Source organism: Fulvimarina thalattae, from assembly GCF_040239565.1.
GTDB lineage: Bacteria > Pseudomonadota > Alphaproteobacteria > Rhizobiales > Rhizobiaceae > Fulvimarina.
On the sequence record NZ_JBEHWS010000001.1, the window covers coordinates 411,442 to 429,641 of the forward strand.

General features: G+C 63.9%; 14 protein-coding genes. 9 read left to right on the plus strand and 5 right to left on the minus strand.

Annotated features, from left to right (window positions below; all coding sequences use genetic code 11):
* Nucleotides 1-167: 167 nt before the first annotated feature.
* Both ABRA89_RS01940 and ABRA89_RS01945 read left to right on the plus strand, forming a co-directional pair.
* Complete coding sequence (locus ABRA89_RS01940) at nucleotides 168-842, plus strand: GntR family transcriptional regulator (RefSeq protein WP_349939758.1); 675 nt, start codon at nucleotides 168-170, stop codon at nucleotides 840-842.
* Between the two features lie 53 nt (nucleotides 843-895).
* A complete protein-coding gene (locus ABRA89_RS01945) occupies nucleotides 896-1,663 on the plus strand; it encodes a 2-keto-4-pentenoate hydratase (RefSeq protein ID WP_349939759.1) in 768 nt (255 codons plus the stop codon).
* A gap of 3 nt (nucleotides 1,664-1,666) precedes the next feature.
* Here ABRA89_RS01945 and ABRA89_RS01950 read toward each other — a convergent pair whose 3' ends face one another.
* Both ABRA89_RS01950 and ABRA89_RS01955 read right to left on the minus strand, forming a co-directional pair.
* The gene (locus tag ABRA89_RS01950; RefSeq protein WP_349939760.1) at nucleotides 1,667-2,338 is read right to left on the minus strand and encodes a GntR family transcriptional regulator; all 672 of its coding nucleotides are present in this window, start codon (nucleotides 2,336-2,338) and stop codon (nucleotides 1,667-1,669) included.
* Between the two features lie 76 nt (nucleotides 2,339-2,414).
* Entirely contained in the window at nucleotides 2,415-5,570 is a 3,156-nt protein-coding gene (locus tag ABRA89_RS01955; protein WP_349939761.1) for an FAD-binding and (Fe-S)-binding domain-containing protein, read from the minus strand.
* A 163-nt stretch (nucleotides 5,571-5,733) separates the two neighbouring features.
* Here ABRA89_RS01955 and ABRA89_RS01960 point away from each other — a divergent pair, with 163 nt between their 5' ends.
* The 7 genes from ABRA89_RS01960 to ABRA89_RS01990 all read left to right on the plus strand — a co-directional run bounded on the left by ABRA89_RS01960 (nucleotide 5,734) and on the right by ABRA89_RS01990 (nucleotide 13,233).
* Nucleotides 5,734-6,930 (plus strand): pyridoxal-phosphate-dependent aminotransferase family protein, encoded by a 1,197-nt coding sequence (locus ABRA89_RS01960; RefSeq protein ID WP_349939762.1) that lies wholly within the window; start codon nucleotides 5,734-5,736, stop codon nucleotides 6,928-6,930.
* A gap of 98 nt (nucleotides 6,931-7,028) precedes the next feature.
* On the plus strand, nucleotides 7,029-8,000 hold the full coding sequence (locus ABRA89_RS01965) for a TRAP transporter substrate-binding protein (protein WP_349939763.1): 972 nt from the start codon (nucleotides 7,029-7,031) through the stop codon (nucleotides 7,998-8,000).
* Between the two features lie 206 nt (nucleotides 8,001-8,206).
* Nucleotides 8,207-8,683, plus strand: coding sequence for a TRAP transporter small permease (locus ABRA89_RS01970; RefSeq protein WP_349939764.1), 477 nt, complete (start codon nucleotides 8,207-8,209; stop codon nucleotides 8,681-8,683).
* Nucleotides 8,680-9,960, plus strand: a complete 1,281-nt coding sequence (locus tag ABRA89_RS01975) for a TRAP transporter large permease (RefSeq protein ID WP_349939765.1) — start codon at nucleotides 8,680-8,682, stop codon at nucleotides 9,958-9,960. The genes ABRA89_RS01970 and ABRA89_RS01975 overlap by 4 nt, the downstream gene beginning before the upstream one ends.
* 3 nt (nucleotides 9,961-9,963) lie before the next feature.
* A complete protein-coding gene (locus ABRA89_RS01980) occupies nucleotides 9,964-10,746 on the plus strand; it encodes an enoyl-CoA hydratase/isomerase family protein (protein ID WP_349939766.1) in 783 nt (260 codons plus the stop codon).
* Nucleotides 10,746-11,969 carry a CaiB/BaiF CoA transferase family protein gene (locus ABRA89_RS01985; RefSeq protein ID WP_349939767.1) on the plus strand — a complete coding sequence of 408 codons (1,224 nt, stop codon included), beginning with the start codon at nucleotides 10,746-10,748 and terminating at the stop codon, nucleotides 11,967-11,969. Before ABRA89_RS01980 ends, ABRA89_RS01985 begins: the two co-directional genes overlap by 1 nt.
* A 7-nt stretch (nucleotides 11,970-11,976) precedes the next feature.
* Nucleotides 11,977-13,233 carry a glycine hydroxymethyltransferase gene (locus ABRA89_RS01990; protein ID WP_349939768.1) on the plus strand — a complete coding sequence of 419 codons (1,257 nt, stop codon included), beginning with the start codon at nucleotides 11,977-11,979 and terminating at the stop codon, nucleotides 13,231-13,233.
* Nucleotides 13,234-13,315: 82 nt separating this feature from the next.
* Here the strand turns inward: ABRA89_RS01990 and ABRA89_RS01995 are convergent, their stop codons facing one another.
* From ABRA89_RS01995 to ABRA89_RS02005, 3 genes are all read right to left on the minus strand, one after another.
* Nucleotides 13,316-14,308, minus strand: a complete 993-nt coding sequence (locus ABRA89_RS01995) for a dihydrodipicolinate synthase family protein (protein ID WP_349939769.1) — start codon at nucleotides 14,306-14,308, stop codon at nucleotides 13,316-13,318.
* Between the two features lie 535 nt (nucleotides 14,309-14,843).
* Complete coding sequence (locus ABRA89_RS02000; RefSeq protein ID WP_349939770.1) at nucleotides 14,844-16,244, minus strand: 3'-5' exonuclease; 1,401 nt, start codon at nucleotides 16,242-16,244, stop codon at nucleotides 14,844-14,846.
* A gap of 48 nt (nucleotides 16,245-16,292) precedes the next feature.
* The gene (locus tag ABRA89_RS02005) at nucleotides 16,293-18,116 is read right to left on the minus strand and encodes a DUF294 nucleotidyltransferase-like domain-containing protein (protein WP_349939771.1); all 1,824 of its coding nucleotides are present in this window, start codon (nucleotides 18,114-18,116) and stop codon (nucleotides 16,293-16,295) included.
* Between the last annotated feature and the right edge of the window lie 84 nt (nucleotides 18,117-18,200).

The following is an 18,200-nucleotide window of genomic DNA, read 5'->3' on the forward strand; positions in this document are numbered from 1 at the left end:
CGTTGAAATGTCGCGCCTCCCAGCGCGTTCGGAAGCAACACATCAAATATTGCATGCGATGTCAAATCGATTGTATACGAAATTGAACGATTGAACCAAAACGAGGCGCGTGCCGTCCGCTCTGGGTGTGATAGACACGCCTGTGCCGGACCGGGAGGAACAGCTTGGTGAAGGGATCTGGGACACGCATTCGCACCGGTGATATCCGCGACTGTCTCGAGCACGAAATTCTCACCGGGGAGCGGTTGCCGGGCCAGCGGCTCGACGAACAGGCGATCGCCCGGCGGTTCGCGGTATCGCGCACGCCTGTGCGCGAGGCGCTGCAGCAGCTGGTCGCGACCGGCCTCGTCGAGCTCCAGCCCTATCGCGGAGCCTTCGTGAAGGAGGTCTCGCTCAGCGAGCTCGTTCAGATGCTGGAGGTGATGGCCGAGCTCGAAGGCATGGCGGGCAGGCTTGCCGCCAAACGTGCCGAAAAGACTGCGATCGAGAAGCTGAAGGCGAGCCTTTCTGCCTGCGAGGATGCCGCGCGATCGGGTGATCCGGACACTTATTACGCTGAGAACAGCGTCTTCCACGAGGCGATCTATGACGGCTGCGGAAATGATTTCCTCGCCGCGGAGGCCAAACGCCTGCACCAGCGCCTCAAGGCCTATCGCCGGCTTCAGCTGCGCGTGCCGAAGCGAATTGGGCAGAGCCTCGAAGAGCATCGCCGCATCGTGGATGCGATCGAAAACGGCAAGGCGCGCGCTGCCGAGCTGGAACTGAAGAAGCATATCAGCGTCCAGGGCGAGCGCTTCACTGAATTCGTCAACACTATGAGCCGGTCCGACGCCGCCGAGTGATTTCCAAGTGGGCCCAAAATGGCGATACGCCACCAACAGACGAGGATGACATCGTGACAGGACCGACGAATGAGAGAGCGGCGCAGCTCGCCGAGAAGCTGATCGAAGCGCGGCGGAGCGGGGCACGCCTCTCGCGCGCCGAAGCCGATGCTGTGGGTGCGGGCTTTGAAACGGCCGATGCCTATGCGGTTCAGTCGCTCGTCTGTGAGACGTTCGGCCCGGCGGGCGGCTTCAAGACCGGGCGCAAGGTCGAGGGCGCTCCGGTGCTGGTCGCACCGGTCTATGCGGATGTTCTGCGGCCCTCAGGCGCGGAGTTCACCACGAGCGACGTGAAGAGCTGCGGAATCGAACTCGAAATCGCATTCCGCCTTGATCGGCCCCTGCCGAATTTCGACGTCGAGGACTTCGCTGAGAAGGCCCGCGCCTGCGTCACCGCGCTGCCGATCATCGAGATCGTCGACGGGCGGATCGAGGATTTCCCGACGCTGCCGGACGCCGTCAAGCTTGCCGACAATCAGTTGAATGGCGGGCTCGTCTGGGGCGAGCCGGAAGCCGGGAGCGGGCCGGATTTCGTCGAGCCGACGGTGACCCTGCGCTTCAATGGAGAGACGGTCGTCTCAGGCCTGCAGAAGGTGCCGGGCGGCGATGCCTTCCAGACCTTCCTCGCCTTCGCGAAGACGATAGGCACCCATCTCGGCGGCTTCAATCCGGGGCAGATCGTGACGACCGGCACGCTGACGGGGATGCTGTTCGTCGAGCCTGGCACGGTGGTCGAGGGGCATATCGAGGGTCTCGGCTCGGTCTCGACGACCTATCGCTGAGGCTTACTCCGCCGCCATCACCCGCGTCAGCGCGTTCAGCTTGTGCATGAGATGTTCGCGCATCAGCTCGCCCAGAAGTTTTCCGTCGCGGGCTTCGAGCGCGGCCTGGATCGCTTCGTGCTCCTCGGTCGCGGCGAGCCAGCGGTCGGCGGAGAGATTGGCCTGATAGCGCGCCCGGAAGACACGGCTTGCGAGAAGCTCGTGATGCCGGGCGAGCGTCTGGTTGCCGGCCGCTTCCAGAATGCCGCCATGGATCTTCTGGTTGATCTCGAAATAGGCCGGCCGATCCGCCATCTCGTAGGCCTGCCGCAGCCGGACCACGAGATCGGCGAGCGCCGCGACCTGTTCCGCGCTCGCATTCTCCGCCGCCATCTCGCCGGCTGCACCTTCGAGAGCGGCGATCACCGGGAAGAGCTCACGCAATTCGGCGCTCGTCTGAAGCGCGACGATCGCGCCGCGGTTCTGGACGAGTTCGACGAAGCCCTCGTGGGCCAAAATCTTCACCGCCTCGCGCACCGGAGTTCGCGACACGCCGAAGCGCTCGGTCAGTGCCTTTTCCGGCACCTTCTCGCCCGGCTTCAGCTCGCCTTCCATGATCATGCGGCGCATGCGATTGCTGATCTCGGCCGAAAGCGCCGGGCGCACGAGGGGCTTTTCGAGGTCGAGAAGGCTCATCGGTGGGTCCTGCCAGTGCTCATGTCTATACGCCGGTCTTTATCCCGTCTTTGCCGAAGCTGGACGCGCGGGTCCATCACTTTTGTTGCGAAATGATTCTCGCGGGCTCCTCTAGAGCCATTGCGAGCACTTCCGCCACATGGATCGCCTTCCGCCCGGCTCCGTCATGGATCTGATGCCGGCAGGAGGTCCCGTCGGCGACGATCAACGCGCCCTCCGGTGCCTCGCGCACCGCCGGCAGAAGCGAGAGTTCGCCCATGGCGAGCGAGACGTCGATCGTCTCCGCATCATAGCCGAACGCGCCCGCCATGCCGCAGCACGAGCTTTCGATCACCGTCAGATCGAGACCGGGAATGAGCCGCATCGCCTTTTCGACAGCGGGCATCGCGCCGAACGCCTTCTGGTGACAGTGGCCGTGCAGATAGGCCTTCTGGCCGAGAGATTTGAGCGGCAGGGACAGCCCGCCTGCGCTGGCTTCCTTCGCGAGAAACTCCTCCAGAAGTAGCGCGCTTGCGGCGAGATCGTCGGCGTCCTTGCCGGGGACCAGCGCCGGAAACTCGTCACGCAGGGTTAGGAGGCAGGAGGGCTCCAGCCCGACGATCATGCGTCCGGCCCGCACATGGGGGATCAGCGCTGCAATCGTGCGCTCGGCCTCTTCCTTCGCCCGATCGGCCATTCCGCTCGCGATATAGGTCCGCCCGCAGCAGAGCGGCTGCTTGCCCGAGGAGGGGCGGGCGGTCTCGACGGAATAGCCAGCGGCAGAGAGCACCTTCACTGCTGCCCGAAGTGTCTGCGGATCGAACCACCGCCCGAAGGTATCGGCGAAGAGCACGACGCCCGGCTTGGCCGAAGCGATGTCCGCGCCGTTCGCGACTGACCCCGCCGTTTCCGTGTGCTCGACGCCGCGAGTGCTGGGCGCGTTGACCGGCGATCCGGTCGCCGTATCTGCGCCGGCTCCCTCCGGATTGAGCGGAACTCCGCCATTGGCTTCACTGGTATACGGTGTCGCACCGTTTGCGGCAAAGTTCGTCCGGCCAGTCGGGCGACCGTTATCCATCGCGCCGCCGACATCCCCTTCTTCGTCCCGGAAGAAGTCCCTGCGAAACACCGGAAGCGTTCGCCGCGACGAGAAGCCGAGAAGCTTTTCCGACAGAGCCGCCAACGGCGAAATCCTGTCGCGCAGGCCGAGGAGTCCGCCCATTCTTGCCGCATAGGGCGCCATGCGCGGAAGATCCGCGATCAGCCTGTCTTTGCGCGAATAGCCATCACGCTTACCGCGCTGATAGAGTATCTCGGCTTTCATCTTGGCCATGTCGACGCCGGTCGGGCATTCGCGGCGGCAGGCTTTACAGGAGACGCAAAGCTTAAGCGTCTCGGCCATCTCGTCGGAATGCAGCGCGTCCGGGCCGAGCTGCCCAGAGATCGCGAGGCGCAGCGAGTTCGCACGGCCGCGCGTCACGTCCCGCTCGTTTCGGCTGACGCGGTAGCTCGGGCACATCACGGCACCGGCCGATTTCCGGCAGGCTCCGTTGTTGTTGCACATCTCGACCGCGCCCTGGAAACCGCCCGCCGAGCCTGTCCAGGCCGACCAGTCGAACGCTGTCTGGAAATCCTCCACCGCGTAGCCCGGCGGATAGCGCATCAGGTCGCGGTCATCCATTTTCGGCGGGTTCACGATCTTGCCGGGGTTCAGCAGGCCGGAAGGATCGAAGGCGGTCTTCACCTCCTTGAAGGCCCCGGAGATGCGCGGGCCGAACATCGCTTCGTGGAATTCCGAGCGCACGATGCCGTCGCCGTGCTCGCCCGAATGGGAGCCCTTGTACTCGCGAACCATTGCGAAGGCCTCCTCGGCGATCGCCCGCATGGTCGCGACGTCCTTTTCCAGTTTCACGTTCAGAACGGGGCGCACGTGCAGGCAGCCTTCGGAGGCGTGGGCGTACCAGGTGCCGCGCGTGCCGTGCGCCGTAAAGATCGCGGTCAGCCGGTCGGTGTAGTCCGCGAGATGTTCGAGCGGTACCGCGCAGTCCTCGACGAAGGAAACGGGCTTCCCCGCCTCCTTCATGGACATCATGATGTTGAGGCCCGCCGCGCGCAGTTCGGCGATGGCGCTCTGAAGTTTCGCGTCGCTCACCGTGACGACGCCGCCTTCGTGTTCGCCGCCCCGGCCGAAGCCGTAGCCGAGGTCGCTCATCACGTCTTCGAGCCTGGCGATGCTCGCGGCGTTCTCGTCAGGATCATCGGCGAATTCGGTGAGGAGGAGGGCGGCCGGCTTGCCCTCGACGAAGGCCTCCAGCGTCGGCCTGAACATCGGAATGTCGCCGGCGAGCTTCAGCATCGTCTCGTCGACGAGTTCGACCGATGTCGGCTTCAGCGCGACGATGTGCTGGGCCGCTTCCATGGCCGCGCGGAAGGTCGGGAAGTGGCAGACGCCGAGGCGCTTGTTCGCCTTCGGCAGCGGCGAGAGCTTGATCTCGATCGCCGTCGAAATACCGAGCGTGCCCTCCGAGCCAACGAGCAGATGGGCGAGATTGACCGGCATGTCGCCCTGGACGAGCGCATCGAGATTATAGCCCCCGACCCGCCGCTGAACGTCTGGAAACCGCTTGGAAATCTCGTCCGCCTCGCGTCGGCCGAGCGCCAGCATGGAAGCGATCAGATCGCGAGGCGGCTCACCGGACGCCTCCTGATCGAGCCGCGCGAAGCGGCCATTCGTGCCGTCGGCGAGAATGGCGTCGATGGCGATGACGTTGTCCCGCATCGTGCCATAGCGCAGGGAGCGCGAGCCGCAGGAATTGTTGCCCGCCATGCCGCCGATCGTCGCCCGAGAGGCGGTCGAGACGTCCACCGGAAACCACAGCCCGTGCGGCTTCAGCAGCCGATTCAGATCGTCGAGCACGATGCCCGGTTCAACGAGCGCGCGCCGGCCCTCGACGTCGAGCTCGATGATCCTGTTCATGTATTTCGACGTGTCGACGATCAGTCCGGAATTGACCGTCTGCCCGCATTGCGAGGTTCCGCCGCCGCGCATGGTGAGCGCGATCCTGTCCTCGCGCGCCGCATCGAGCGCCGCAGCAACGTCATCGGCCGTCTTGGCGACGACGACGCCGGCCGGCATCATCTGGTAGATCGAGGCATCGGTCGCATAGCGGCCGCGCGAGAAGCGATCGAAAAAGACGTCGCCGGCGGTTTCCTTGCGCAGGCGGCGTTCGAGGCCCGGTCGAAGAATTTCCATGTTCGGGTTCGGCCCTCCCTCGGCACTTTTTTCATTTCGCCGCTTGACTGAATAATGAATTCATAATCCAATCTACCCCGAAAGAACAGCGCGTCAAAGAGCGTGTGTCGATAAGTGGAGCCGCTCATTACGAAGCGGTTCGGATGCCTCGGGAGGCGCACTCGTGTCCTATCAAGCCGGCCGTCATTTCCTTCAGATTCCCGGTCCCACCAATGTGCCGGACCGTGTCCTGCGTGCAATCGACATGCCGACGATGGATCATCGCGGCCCGGAATTCCAAGCGCTGGGAAAACGGGTTCTCGCCGGCATCCGCACGATCTTCCAGACGAAGAATCCTGTGGTGATCTATCCGGCCTCGGGGACGGGGGCATGGGAAGCCGCGCTCGTCAACACGCTCTCGCCGGGCGATCTCTGCCTGATGTACGAGACCGGCCACTTCGCTACCCTGTGGAAGAAGCTCGCCGAGCGGCTGGGTCTGCGCACGGAGTTCATCGAGGGCGACTGGCGGCACGGGGCAGACGCCGCCGCGATCGGCGAGCGGCTGAAGGCCGACATCCAACACGAGATCAAGGCGGTCTGCGTCGTCCATAACGAGACCTCGACGGGCTGTGTCTCGCCGATCAAGGCTGTGCGCGATGCGATCGATGCGGCGGGTCATCCGGCGCTGCTCCTCGTCGATACGATCTCATCGCTCGCTTCCATCGACTACCGGCACGACGAATGGGGCGTCGACGTCACGGTCGGCGGTTCCCAGAAGGGGCTGATGCTGCCGCCGGGCCTCTCCTTCAACGCGGTCTCCGACAAGGCGCTGGAAGCGCAGAAAAACGCGAAGCTGCCGCGCTCCTACTGGGCGTGGGACGAGATGCTGGCAGCCAACGAGAACGGCTTCTTCACCTATACGCCGGCGACGAACCTCCTCTACGGCCTCGATGCTGCGATCGAGATGCTGCACGAGGAGGGTCTCGACAACGTCTTCGCTCGCCATCGGCGCCATGGTGCGGCGGCCCGCGCGGCCGTCGATGCCTGGGGCCTCGAAGTCCTCTGCGCAGAGCCCGCCCATCATTCCGGGTCGCTGACCGCGGTGCTGATGCCGGAGCGCAAGGGCGCGGACGCCTTGCGCAAGGTCATCCTCGATCGCTTCGACATGTCGCTCGGGGCAGGGCTCTCCAAGGTCGCCGACCAGATCTTCCGGATCGGCCATCTCGGTGATTTCAACGATCTCACGCTCATCGGCACGCTGGGGGGCGTGGAGATGGGTCTGAAGGCGGCAGGTGTCGCCCATAAATCCGGGGGCGTGGACGCTGCGATGGCGGTTCTCGGGGAGACCGAGACCGCCCGCTATCGCCAGGCTGCGGAATAAAACGGGACCAAGAAGAAGACCCGAAAAGGGGCTGTCACGGCGGCGGGAGGAGCTGCCTCTACCGTACTCGAACTAATTATCCTTGGGAGGAAAACCAGATGAAGCTCAAGTCCATCCTACTCGGCACCACCGTCGCGGCCTTCTGCGCGGGCAGCGTGCAGGCGCAGGAAAGCCTCGATCTCGGCCATGTCGGCGATCCGGGTTCGCTTTATGAAGCGACCACCAACAACTTCGCCGAATGCGTGAACGAGACCGGCCTTGCCGAGGTCAACGTCTACGGGTCCTCGCAGCTCGGCAATGACGAGGAGATGCTCCAGAAGCTGAAGCTCGGCCAGATCGGCTTCTCGCTTCCCTCCTCGGTGATGAGCTCGGTCTCGCCGACCTTCGGCGTCTTCGAGATGCCCTACATCATCCAGAACCGCGACCATATGCGAAACGTTCGCGATAACATGCGCGACACATTCGTTAGCGCGGCTGAAGAGCGCGGTTACCGCATTCTCGGCTTCTGGGAGAATGGCTTCCGCAACATCACCAACAATGTTCGGGCGATCAACACGCCGTCGGATCTCGAAGGCATCAAGCTGAGGACGCCCAAGGGCGAATGGCGCGTGAAGATGTTCCAGAGCTACGGCGCGAACCCGACGCCGATGGCCTTCTCGGAGGTCTTCACCGCCCTCCAGACCGGCGTGATCGACGGGCAGGAAAACCCGCTGGCACAGATCTATTCGGGCCGCTTCCAGGAGGTGCAGGACTACCTCTCCATGACCGGCCACGTCTATTCGCCGGCCTACCTCACCACCTCGACCCGCAACTGGGACAGCTGGGACGAGGAGCTGCAGACCGCCGTTCAGGACTGCGCCACCAAAGCCAGTGACTTCGCCTATGAAACCTCGGCCCAGATGGACGAGGACCTCATCGGCGAGATCGAGAAGGCCGGCACCAAGGTGAACGAGGCCGACAAGGAGGCCTTCATCGAAGCTTCCAAGCCGATCTACGAGGAATTCGGCAGTCAGGTCGAAGGTGGCCAGAAGCTGATCGAGGACATCCAGGCTCTAGCCTCGGGTTCCTGACCTGAAAAGTGGGATTCGGCACGGCCTCTCGACGGCCGTGCCGGCATCTCGCTTCTTCTGTCAGGGCGGGACTTGGCTACCGAGCCCCGCCCTCTCTCCACAGAATGGTAACGGCGGGCGCTTTCCGTGTGGAGGGCGTGGGAGGAACGGTGCGCCAAGCGTCAAAAATCTTAGGTGAGATCCTGACCTGGGTGGTCATCTCCCTGATGGTCGGTCTCACGGTCATCGTCGTCGCCGCCGTTGTCTGGCGAAAGCTCGGTGCGTCGCTCTCTTGGTACGACGAAGTCGCCGGGATCATGCTCGCCTGGATCACCTATTACGGAGCATCGCTGGCCGCCCTGAAGCGCAGCCATATCGGCTTCGACGACGTGCTTCTCGCCTTGCCGCACAATGCGCGGCGCGTGGCGATCATCGTCGCCGAAGTGCTCGTCATCGGCTTTTTCGCTACCCTCGCCTGGTCCGGCCTTCAGGTGCTGATGATCCTGCAGGGCGAAAACCTCGTCAGCCTGCCCTGGGTGCCGATCGCGGTCACCCAGTCGATCATCCCGATCGGCGCGATCCTCTTCATCATCGCCGAACTCCTGAGCCTTCCCGACTACTGGCGCGCTGTCATGGCCGGACGGTCGACCGAACATCAGCCGCTCGCCCACGGCGAGACCCCCGAGAAAGGTGACCGGTCATGATCGTCCTTCTCATGTTCCTCGCTTTGGTCGCGATGGTCTGCATCAACGTGCCGATCGCGGTCGCCCTCTGCCTTTCGGCGGTTCTTGCCATCATCATCGACGACGGCACGGGCGCACTCGTGACCATTGCGCTCGACATGTACAACGGCGCGCGGTCCTTTTCGCTGATCGCGATTCCGATGTTCGTGCTCGCTGGCGCGATCATGAACGCGACGGGTATCACCCGCCGCCTCATCGCCTTCGTTTCGGCCGTGATCGGCTTCGTGCGCGGCGGCCTTGCCATGGTGAACGTCGCCGTCTCGCTGTTCTTTGCGGAAATCTCGGGCTCTGCGGTCGCCGACGTCGCGGCCATGGGCTCGATCATCATCCCGGAGATGAAGAAGCGCGGCTATGGCGCGCCATTCTCGGCCGCCATCACCTCGTCCTCGGCCTCGCTCGCTATCATCATCCCGCCGTCGATCCCGATGATCCTCTATGCGGTGTCGGCCGGCACCTCGATCGAGCAGCTGTTCATCGCCGGTATCGTGCCGGGCCTCATCGGCGCGGCCGGCCTGATGAGCGTCGCCTATTACTACGCCGCCAAATACAACCTGCCGACGGAAGAAGCCTTCAACCTCAAGCAGCTGCGCAAGACCTTCCTCGAAGCCCTGCCGACCTTCTCTCTGCCGGTCATCATTCTCGGCGGTATCTTCGGCGGCTACGTCACGGCGACGGAAGGCGCGGGAGTCGCCGTCGTCGCGGCCATCCTCGTCGGCGCATGGTATCGCGAGATCGACTGGAAGCAGCTGCGGCTCGCCATGCTGGAAGGTGGCATCCAGACTGCCGTCGTCATGCTGCTCGTCGCGGCCTCGGTGCTGATGGGCTCCTACCTCACCCAGGCGCGTATCCCGCAGCAGCTGGCCGCGGGCATTCTAGACATTACGACCAATCAGGCGTTGATCTTCCTCATCCTCAACGTCTTCTTCCTGGTGATCGGCCTCTTCCTCCACTCGGCCGCCGCGATCATCCTCGTCGTGCCGATCATCGTGCCGCTGATCAATCAGGCGGGCATCGACCCGGTCCATTTCGGTCTCGTCGTGACGCTCAACCTTGCGATCGGCCAGCAGACGCCGCCGGTCGCCTCGGTTCTCATCACGGCCTGCTCCATCGCAAAAGCGAATATCTGGGAAGTGTCGAAGGCGAACCTGCCCTTTGTGGGCGTGCTCCTCTTCGTCCTGATGCTCTGCACCTATGTGCCGTCGATCCCGATGTTCCTCGTCGAAACATTCTACAGGTAAGCCATGTCCGACAACGAACTCCTCTACGAGATCCGCGACGGCGTCGGCTGGGTGACGCTCAACCGCCCGCAGGCCCGCAACGCGCTCACCTTCGCCATGTATGAAGGCCTTGCGGATATCTGCCGCAACGTGCCGACCGACGGCTCGGTCAAATGCCTCGTCGTGATCGGTGCCGGCGAAAAGGCGTTTGCGGCGGGTACGGACATGACCCAGTTTCGCGGCTTTTCGACCGAGCAGGACGCGCTCGACTACGAGCACAGGATGGATGTGGTGCTCGGCGCGGTCGAAGCCTGCCCGGTGCCGATCATCGCCGCCATCTGCCGCGCCTGCACCGGTGGTGGTGCGGGCATCGCCGCGGCCTGTGACATCCGCATCGCGACCGCCGATCTCAAGTTCGGCTTTCCGATCGCCCGCACGCTCGGCAATTGCCTGTCGATCGCCAATCTGTCGCGGCTCTCGGAACTGATGGGCGCAGGTCGCGTCAAGGAGATCATCTTCACGGCACGCCTCGTCGGCGCCGAGGAAGCCAAATCCGCCGGGCTCATCTCCGAGATCGTCGAGGATTACGATGCTCTGGTCGCCCGCGCGGCCGAACTCGCCGAGACCCTCAAGAGCCACGCCCCGATCACGCTCCGCACCACCAAAGAGGCGCTCCGCCGCCTGCGCACCGAAGGCGCTGCTGCCGACGACCGCGACCTCGTCGTCCAGGCCTATATGAGCGAGGACTTCAAGGAAGGCATGGAAGCCTTTCTCGGCAAGCGCAAACCCGAATGGAAGGGCAAGTGATGGCCGAGAATTTCGGGCCGCTCGCCGGCATGAAGGTGGTCGAGCTGGCGCATATCATGGCCGGCCCGGTCTGCGGCATGATGCTGGCCGATATGGGAGCCGATGTCGTGAAGGTGGAAAAGCCCACCGGCGACGACACCCGCCGTTTCCTGCCGCCGGACATCGAGGGCGAGTCCGCCGCCTTCATGATGATGAACCGCAACAAGCGCGGCGTCGTCCTCGACCTGAAGAGCGAGGACGGCAAGGCGGTGCTGCGGCGCATGCTGGAAAAGGCCGACGTCGTCATCGAGAACTATCGCATGGGGACGATGGAGAAGCTCGGCCTCGGTTATGACGAGCTGAAAAAGGTCAATCCGGGTCTCATCTATTGCGAGATTTCCGGCTTTGGCCGGACCGGGCCTTATGCCTCGCGCGGCGGCTTCGATCTCATAGCGCAGGGGATGAGCGGCCTCATGTCGATCACGGGGGAGGGGCCGGGGCGACCGCCGGTGAAATCGGGTGCTCCGGTCTCCGATATCACCGCCGGCATTCTCGGCGCACTCGGCTGCGCGGCGGCTTACGCCCGCAAGCTGCAGACCGGCGAGGGCCAGAAGGTCGACACATCGCTCTTCGAGGCCGGCATCACCCATACCTACTGGCAGTCCGCGATCACTTTCGCGACCGGTAAATCGCCCGGTCCCCTCGGCTCGGCCCATCCGCTGAATGCGCCGTATCAGGCATTCGAGACGCAAGATGGCTGGATCACGCTCGGCGCGGCGAACCAGAAGAACTGGGAGCGGATGCTGACCGTCATCGGCGCTGAGGATCTGGCGAGCGACGAGCGCTTCGCCAGCAATTCCGGCCGCATGGGCAATCTGTCGGTACTGGAGGAAATCCTGAACGAATATTTCAGGACGGACACCTCCGAAGCCTGGCTGCAACGCCTCGAAGATGCCGGCGTGCCAGCCGGCCCTGTCCTCGGGATCGGCGAGATGCACGAAGACCCTCAGGCCCGAGCACGCGACATGATCGTCACGACGAACCATCCGAATGCCGGCGAGGTGAAGGCGATTGGCCTGCCGATCAAGTTCTCCGAAACGCCGGGCCAAGTGGTCCGACCCGCACCGCTCCTCGGCCAGCACAACCGCGAGATCCTCGCCGAGACCGGCTATTCGGAGGATGAGATCGATAAGCTGATCGACAGCGGCGCGGTGATCGAGCCTTCTGCCTCTTCCGGACGATAACCGCGATATGACCCGGCCTGACCGGTTCGACGATCTCGACGGCTGGGGCGCCGATGCCGTCAAGGCCGCTCTGACCGAGCGCGTGGCCGGTCACGCCCGTGCGCTGCATGAGGATTATCTCGTGCTCTATGCCGGGGCGAATATCCTCACGCCGTCTCTCAAGGCTTCCTTCGATCCGACTCTCAGCCTGATGCCGGCCATGGGCCCGCTCCGTGACAAGGAACAACCGGGCAGCGACTTCGTCGCCTCGCTTGAAACCCTCGCGGCGCGTCTCGCGGGACAAGTCTTCGGCGCGGCTTGGGCGGATTGCCGGCTGCCGAGCTGCACGATCGCGAATCTCGCGGTCATTTCCGCTTTCGCCTCGGCCGGCGACATTCTTCTCGCCCCGGCTGGCAGCCATGGAGGGCATCTCAGCCAGCGGCGCGGCGGAACGCCATCGATGCGTGGTCTCGAAGTTCGGGATCTGCCTTTCGACGCGCAGCGTCAATGCCTCGACAGCGAAGCGGCTGCCGACCAGATCCGGCGCGAGAAGCCGGCCATGGTCATGCTGGGGCGCAGCGTCGTCCTCGGGCCCGACGATCTCGAACCGGTCGTCACAGCCTGCCGCGAGACCGGTGCGCTTTCGGTCTACGACGCTTCCCACGTCGCGGGCCTGATCGCCGGAGGTGTCTTTCCGAACCCGCTTGAAGCAGGCGTCGACCTGATCACCACCTCTACCTACAAGACACTCGCCGGCCCCACCGGCGCCATCGTCATGGGCCGCGAGCCCGGCAACGGCGCCCGTTTCGCCGACTTCCTCGACGCCAATCTTCTCGCCAACCAAAACGCCGCGCGGCTTCCGCCGCTCTGCGGTGTCCTTGCCGAATTTGCCGAGACTGGCGCCTATGCGGAAGCGACAGTGCAGCTCGCCACTTGCCTGAAACACTGCCTTGTCGAGGCCGGACTGCCTGTTCTCCTGGAAGACCGCCCTGCCGAAACCCATCAGGTGGTCGTCCCGATCGGCGATCTTGCTGCGTCGAAGACCGTCATGGCGGAACTTGAAGCCGCGAATATCCTCGTAGGTCGCTGTCCCGTACCCGGCCGCCCGGGTGAGCATGGCTTGCGCTTCGGCAGCCAGCTCATTGCCCGGATGCTTTATGACGAGCCCGATCGCGAACTGGTCATGCCGTTGCAAGCCAAGAGTGCATCGAAAAGTGCGATCACCGAACAGCTGCTTGCCGCGATCGAGCGATTTGTCGAGGACGTAAACTCACCTAGCGATTGAACAATTCGGCATCTCGGCACCTGCGGTTCAACACATCATGGTCGAGTGACCTGCCTCAGCAAATCCGTACAGGCATTGTCGGCTACGAGGTCCGATAGCCAGTGTCGCTGATCTCAAGGAAGTCAGCGGCATGGGTTTCGACCTCCGCGACAAGTTCGGCCGAAAGCGCCGAGCCGTCCACCTTGAGAGCAGCAGGTGCGTCGCGCCAGCTCCGGCCGTACGCGCGCAGGTGGTCCATGGCGCGATTGGCGTTGGAAAAAGCGTTCGCACCGCCTTCGTTTGCGGCGGCGGCGAAGACGCTTTCGACGGCTTTTGAGATCGCCCCGGAGAGCTTGGCTGCGCCCGCCCCGTCCCCGGTTCCGTTCAGCTGAAGCACCCGGCGCAATGGACCGGCAAGCGCGTTGCCGGTGCTGAGGAGCCAGCCGTGGTATGGCCCTTTCGGTTTCAATGCTTCGAGATAGCCGCCTTCCGCGCCGCGCACCATGACGACGCCGTCATAGCCGTCCCGATCATTGGCGACGACATCTTCGCCGCTGCTGTCCTTGAACATGATAACGCGGGGATTTTCGGCGAGGGCGGCGAGCGTATCCGGCGCGATCGCGCACTGGGTCACCTGCGGCAGTTGGTAGACCGCGACGGGGAGGGTGCTTGCGGCGATGACGTCCTCGAAGTGCTTGCGGATTGCGTCCTGATTGGCGTTCGGATCGACGGGTGGGCAGATGGCGACACCCCGCACGCGGGTTTTCAGGCGCGGATGTGCATCGAGGCGGCTTTCGAGATGCTGGAGCCGGGCGAGGACCTCCTCGGTCGACGGCCTCAGAATGCCGAACAGAAGAGCTGCGCCTTCCGGCAGATCGGGTGAATCGCCGAGATCGATCAGCGCATCGAAGCGCTCGTCGTCCAGCTCCCAGCCGTCGCCGGTCGAGCCGGCCAGCATCACCTGTCGAACGTTCGGCGAAAGGCTGTGCCAGTGCTGAAGCATCCGCGAAGCATCGACCTCGCCGCCCGGCGTGTAATGCGTCAGAATCGGGACCCAGAGCGGGTCGGCGATGTCGGTGCGAAGGTCGAGGCTCATGTGGGGAGCTCCTGTCGTCAGCGGATGGAATCGTTCGCCTACAGCTAGCCTGTTCCTGCAGATTCACAAGACGGAGAACCACGGTGTCATCGCCCTATCGTGGCGGCCACCTGGGCCTTCAGCCAGCCCACGCGTCACAATTAGCCTTGCTCTTCAGACTGTCTCCGGGGTCGCCCGTTTCTTGGGAGAAGGCAAGCGCGAAAGCTTGTCGATCTTGTGCCTCGAGCCACTGAGGGCTGCACGGCCCCCAGCCAGCTTCTGGTCATCGGCGGACTCAACCGGCCGCCCCCACCGTCGCCATGATGGCCACGATTGCAATGCCGAGCGCCCTGGCTGGCTTGCAAGGCCACGGCTTCGGTAAGTTCATCATCTTCAAATCGTGCCATCTGCACAAGAAGAAGGTCTTCGCCGGCTACAACCAAGTGGGGCCACGAGATCTTCAAGTGCAGGTTTGTGAAGCTCCGCCACCGAGCCAATGCAGACATATCGGAGAAAGGTCCCGGTCGCATCGGCGCGGGGCTCTTTTCGTGTGCGCTCAATTCAGGTCAGCGACGAGCCGGCCGTGCTTGCGCGTTTCGGTGAGGAGCTTGCCGAAGGTGTCGATGCCGCGGGCTTCGAGGAGCGGGATCATCCGCTTCATGGCTTCGGCGGTGACACGCGCATCGCCGAGGGCGGTGTGGCGATCCTTCTTCTCGATCGAAATGCCCAGCCGTTCGCAGACGGCATCGAGCATGTGGCTCTCTGTCATACCGAAGACGACGGCGGAGACGAGCACCGTGTCGACGATCGGATGGTCGAAACTGACGCCGATATTCTTTTCGTGCCGGCGCAGGAAGCTCATGTCGAAGGGCGCATTGTGGGCGACGAGCACCGAGTCCTTCGCAAATTCGAAAAACCGGCGTCCGGCCTCGGCGATCTTCGGCTGACCCGCCACCATCTCGTCTGAGATGCCATGGATCTTCGAGGAGGCCCGGGGGATCGGGCCTCCGGGATCGACGAGCATGTCGAAGGTTTCGCCTTCGACGAGCTTGCCGTCGACGATCCGGATTGCGCCCATCTGAACGATCTCGTCGCGATGGGGGATCAGCCCGGTCGTTTCCGTGTCGAAGACGCAATAGACGAGATCGCGCAAAGGCGCCTCGATGAGGGTTGGCGGGGGCGCCCGTTCGAGCAGTGAAAAATCGTAGACGAGGGGGCGAGCGGCGTCCGGCGCGAGCTGAATATCCGCGTTCTGAAAGGCGAGAAGATAACCGCCGTCGGCGAAGGCGCGCATCACCGCCGAATGGGTCACGCTTCGCGCGGCATTGGAAACCTCGAAATTGATCTTGTTGCCGTTCGGTGCAAGAGCCTGCTTGGCGCTGGTAATGGCATCACCATCGAGATAGTCCGCAATCGGGGCATTGAGACGGGGTGTCGCGGTCTGAGCGAGGATTTCGGCGGCCTGTCCATCATAGAGGACAATCTTATCCGTTGCGCTGACGACGATCGTCGCCACCGGAATTTCGGTCAGGCACGCGGTGAGGCGCTGGCGTTCGGCCTCCAGCCGGGCGGTTTCGCGGGCGACCGTGCCCGCCGTTTCGAAGGTCGCTTCGCCGAGCCGCCGCGTGACCGCGTCGGCCGCATGGGCGAAATCGCCGAGATAGTGCGTTTCGGCAAGGTCGAGTTCGTGGGAGGTGCCGCAATGGGCGCGTACCCGCATCTCCGCCGCGAGGCGATCGATCGGCCGGGCGATGTATTTGTCGAATGCGAACCATGCCGACATGACGAGACCAAGCAGAAGAAAGCCGGCGATGATGAAGGGGCCGATTGCGCTGTCGAATGGCACATCGCCGCGATAGACGCCCGAGTAGAGCGCGATCGCGGTCGCGCCGATGCATCCGACAGCGAGCGTCAGAAAAATCAAAAAGACGCGCAGGCGCAGGGAGAGAACCATCATCGGCTGCCTCCCTTTCTGCGGCAATGGTTCCTCCCTCCCATCGCCGGCCTATCCCAATGGTCCGAGCCGGTAGCCCATCGCCGACTGCAACCTTTTGATCACCACGAAGGCGTTGCGCAGGTGCGATCGGTCGAAATCCGACAATCGCCAAGGCTCCATGAAATTGTCCGGATCGCCGCCCGCCTTCACCCGCCGCATCTGGTGTTCGAGCCGCGTCTGGGCGATCAGGTCGTAGGCATCGAGCAGTGCCTGCCCGTCGCGCTGGACCACGATCTTTGAGGCGCTTGCCGCCTCCAGCCGCGCGCGGGTGTTCACCGGCGAAAGGCGGCCCCGGATCGCATATAGTCGGGCGAGATCGATCACCGGAACGACGCCGTTGTGCTTGAGATCGAGCGTGTTCTTGTGCTCGCCGGAGCGGATCGTCGCAAAGCCGCGGAAGAGCCCGAGCGGCGGTTGGTGCTTCAACGCGTTCGCCGTCATGTGCTTGACGAAGATCGAATTCTTCGAGGCGGCTTCCAGTGTGTCGTGCTGAAGAGCGTCGAACAGTTCGGGATCGCCGCCGATCGGGCGGAGGTCGAACATCACCGAAGCGAGCATCTGGGCCATCGGGTCGGGCCGGGCGATCCACTTGTCGAAATAGCCGCGCCAGACGCTGACTGTCTGTCGCCACTGCGGATTGGTCGCCATCATGTCGCCGGGGCAGTAGACATAGCCGCAGGCGTTCAGCCCATCGCAGACGAAGCGCGCGAAATCCTCGAACCATTTCATCGCTTCCGGGCCGGCATCGTCGGCAATGATCAGGCAGTTGTCCTGATCGGAGACGCCGGTCTGTTCCTGCCGGCCCTGGCTGCCGCAGGCAGCCCAGCAATAGGCGGTTGGCGCCTCGCCGAGTTCTTCCTGCGCCAGCTTGATGAGGCGCCGGGTGATGGCATCGGCGACGTCCGTGATCAGGCGTGTCGTGACCTCGTGCCGGTTGCCGGCCGCGACGAGGCTGACGAGGAGGCTTGGGATCTTCTGCGCGATCTCCGCCATCCGCTCGACATTCGGGGCGCTCGCGACCGCTGAGACGAAATCGGCGGAGGTGTCGGCCTGCCAACGTGTGAGGTTGGTCTGGGTGACGATGCCGACGAGTTCGCCGTGCTCGCAGATCGGCAGATGTCCGATGCCGCGCTCGACCATGGTGTGGAGGACGTCCGAGCCCAGCATCGAGGGTTTGAGCGTCACCGGTTTCGAAGTCATCACCTCGGAGACCGGCGTTGTCGGAGGAAGACCTTCGGCGACCACCTTGCCGGAGAGATCGCGCATGGTGACGATGCCGGAGAGCTTGCCGTTCTCGGTCACGCAGAGCGAGGAAATGCGGTGCTCGCGCATCCGTCGGGCGGCTTCCTGGACTGTCTCTTCCGGCAAACAGGTCACCGGGCCGCGCACCATCAGCTCCTCGATCCGGGTGGTTGCGAGAGTTCGCTGGGTCGGCCGGTCGCGCGGGGAACGGGCGAAGAACGCGCGGAAGGGCTCGTGATCGGCGACGAGCTGAGCGAATATCGGCGCGGGAAGGACGAGGAGCACCGTTTCGGCAATGGCCTTCGCGCGGGTCAGCGCCCGGCCATCCCCGACGAGACCGCGTTCGCCGAATGTATTGCGCCGTCCGAGAAGGGAGACCGGTGCGCCGTGCTCATCGACGATCTCCACTTCGCCGGACCAGACGACAAACAGGCCTTCGAGCTGGTCGCCCAGCGAATAGACCGTCGCGCCCTCGGGGACGGTCTTCACGCCCATGCCGCTGGCGATGACCTTGCGGACCTCGGTACTGAGGTCGGCGTAAGGGTGAAGCCCTTCGAGAAACTGCACGATCGCTTCGGTTGAGACTGTCATCCGTGCCCTTCGTCGTTCGGTCTGTGCCACGAAGTTATAGCGTGGATCGCACGGGATATCGAACCGCCTGGCTGCGATGGCGGG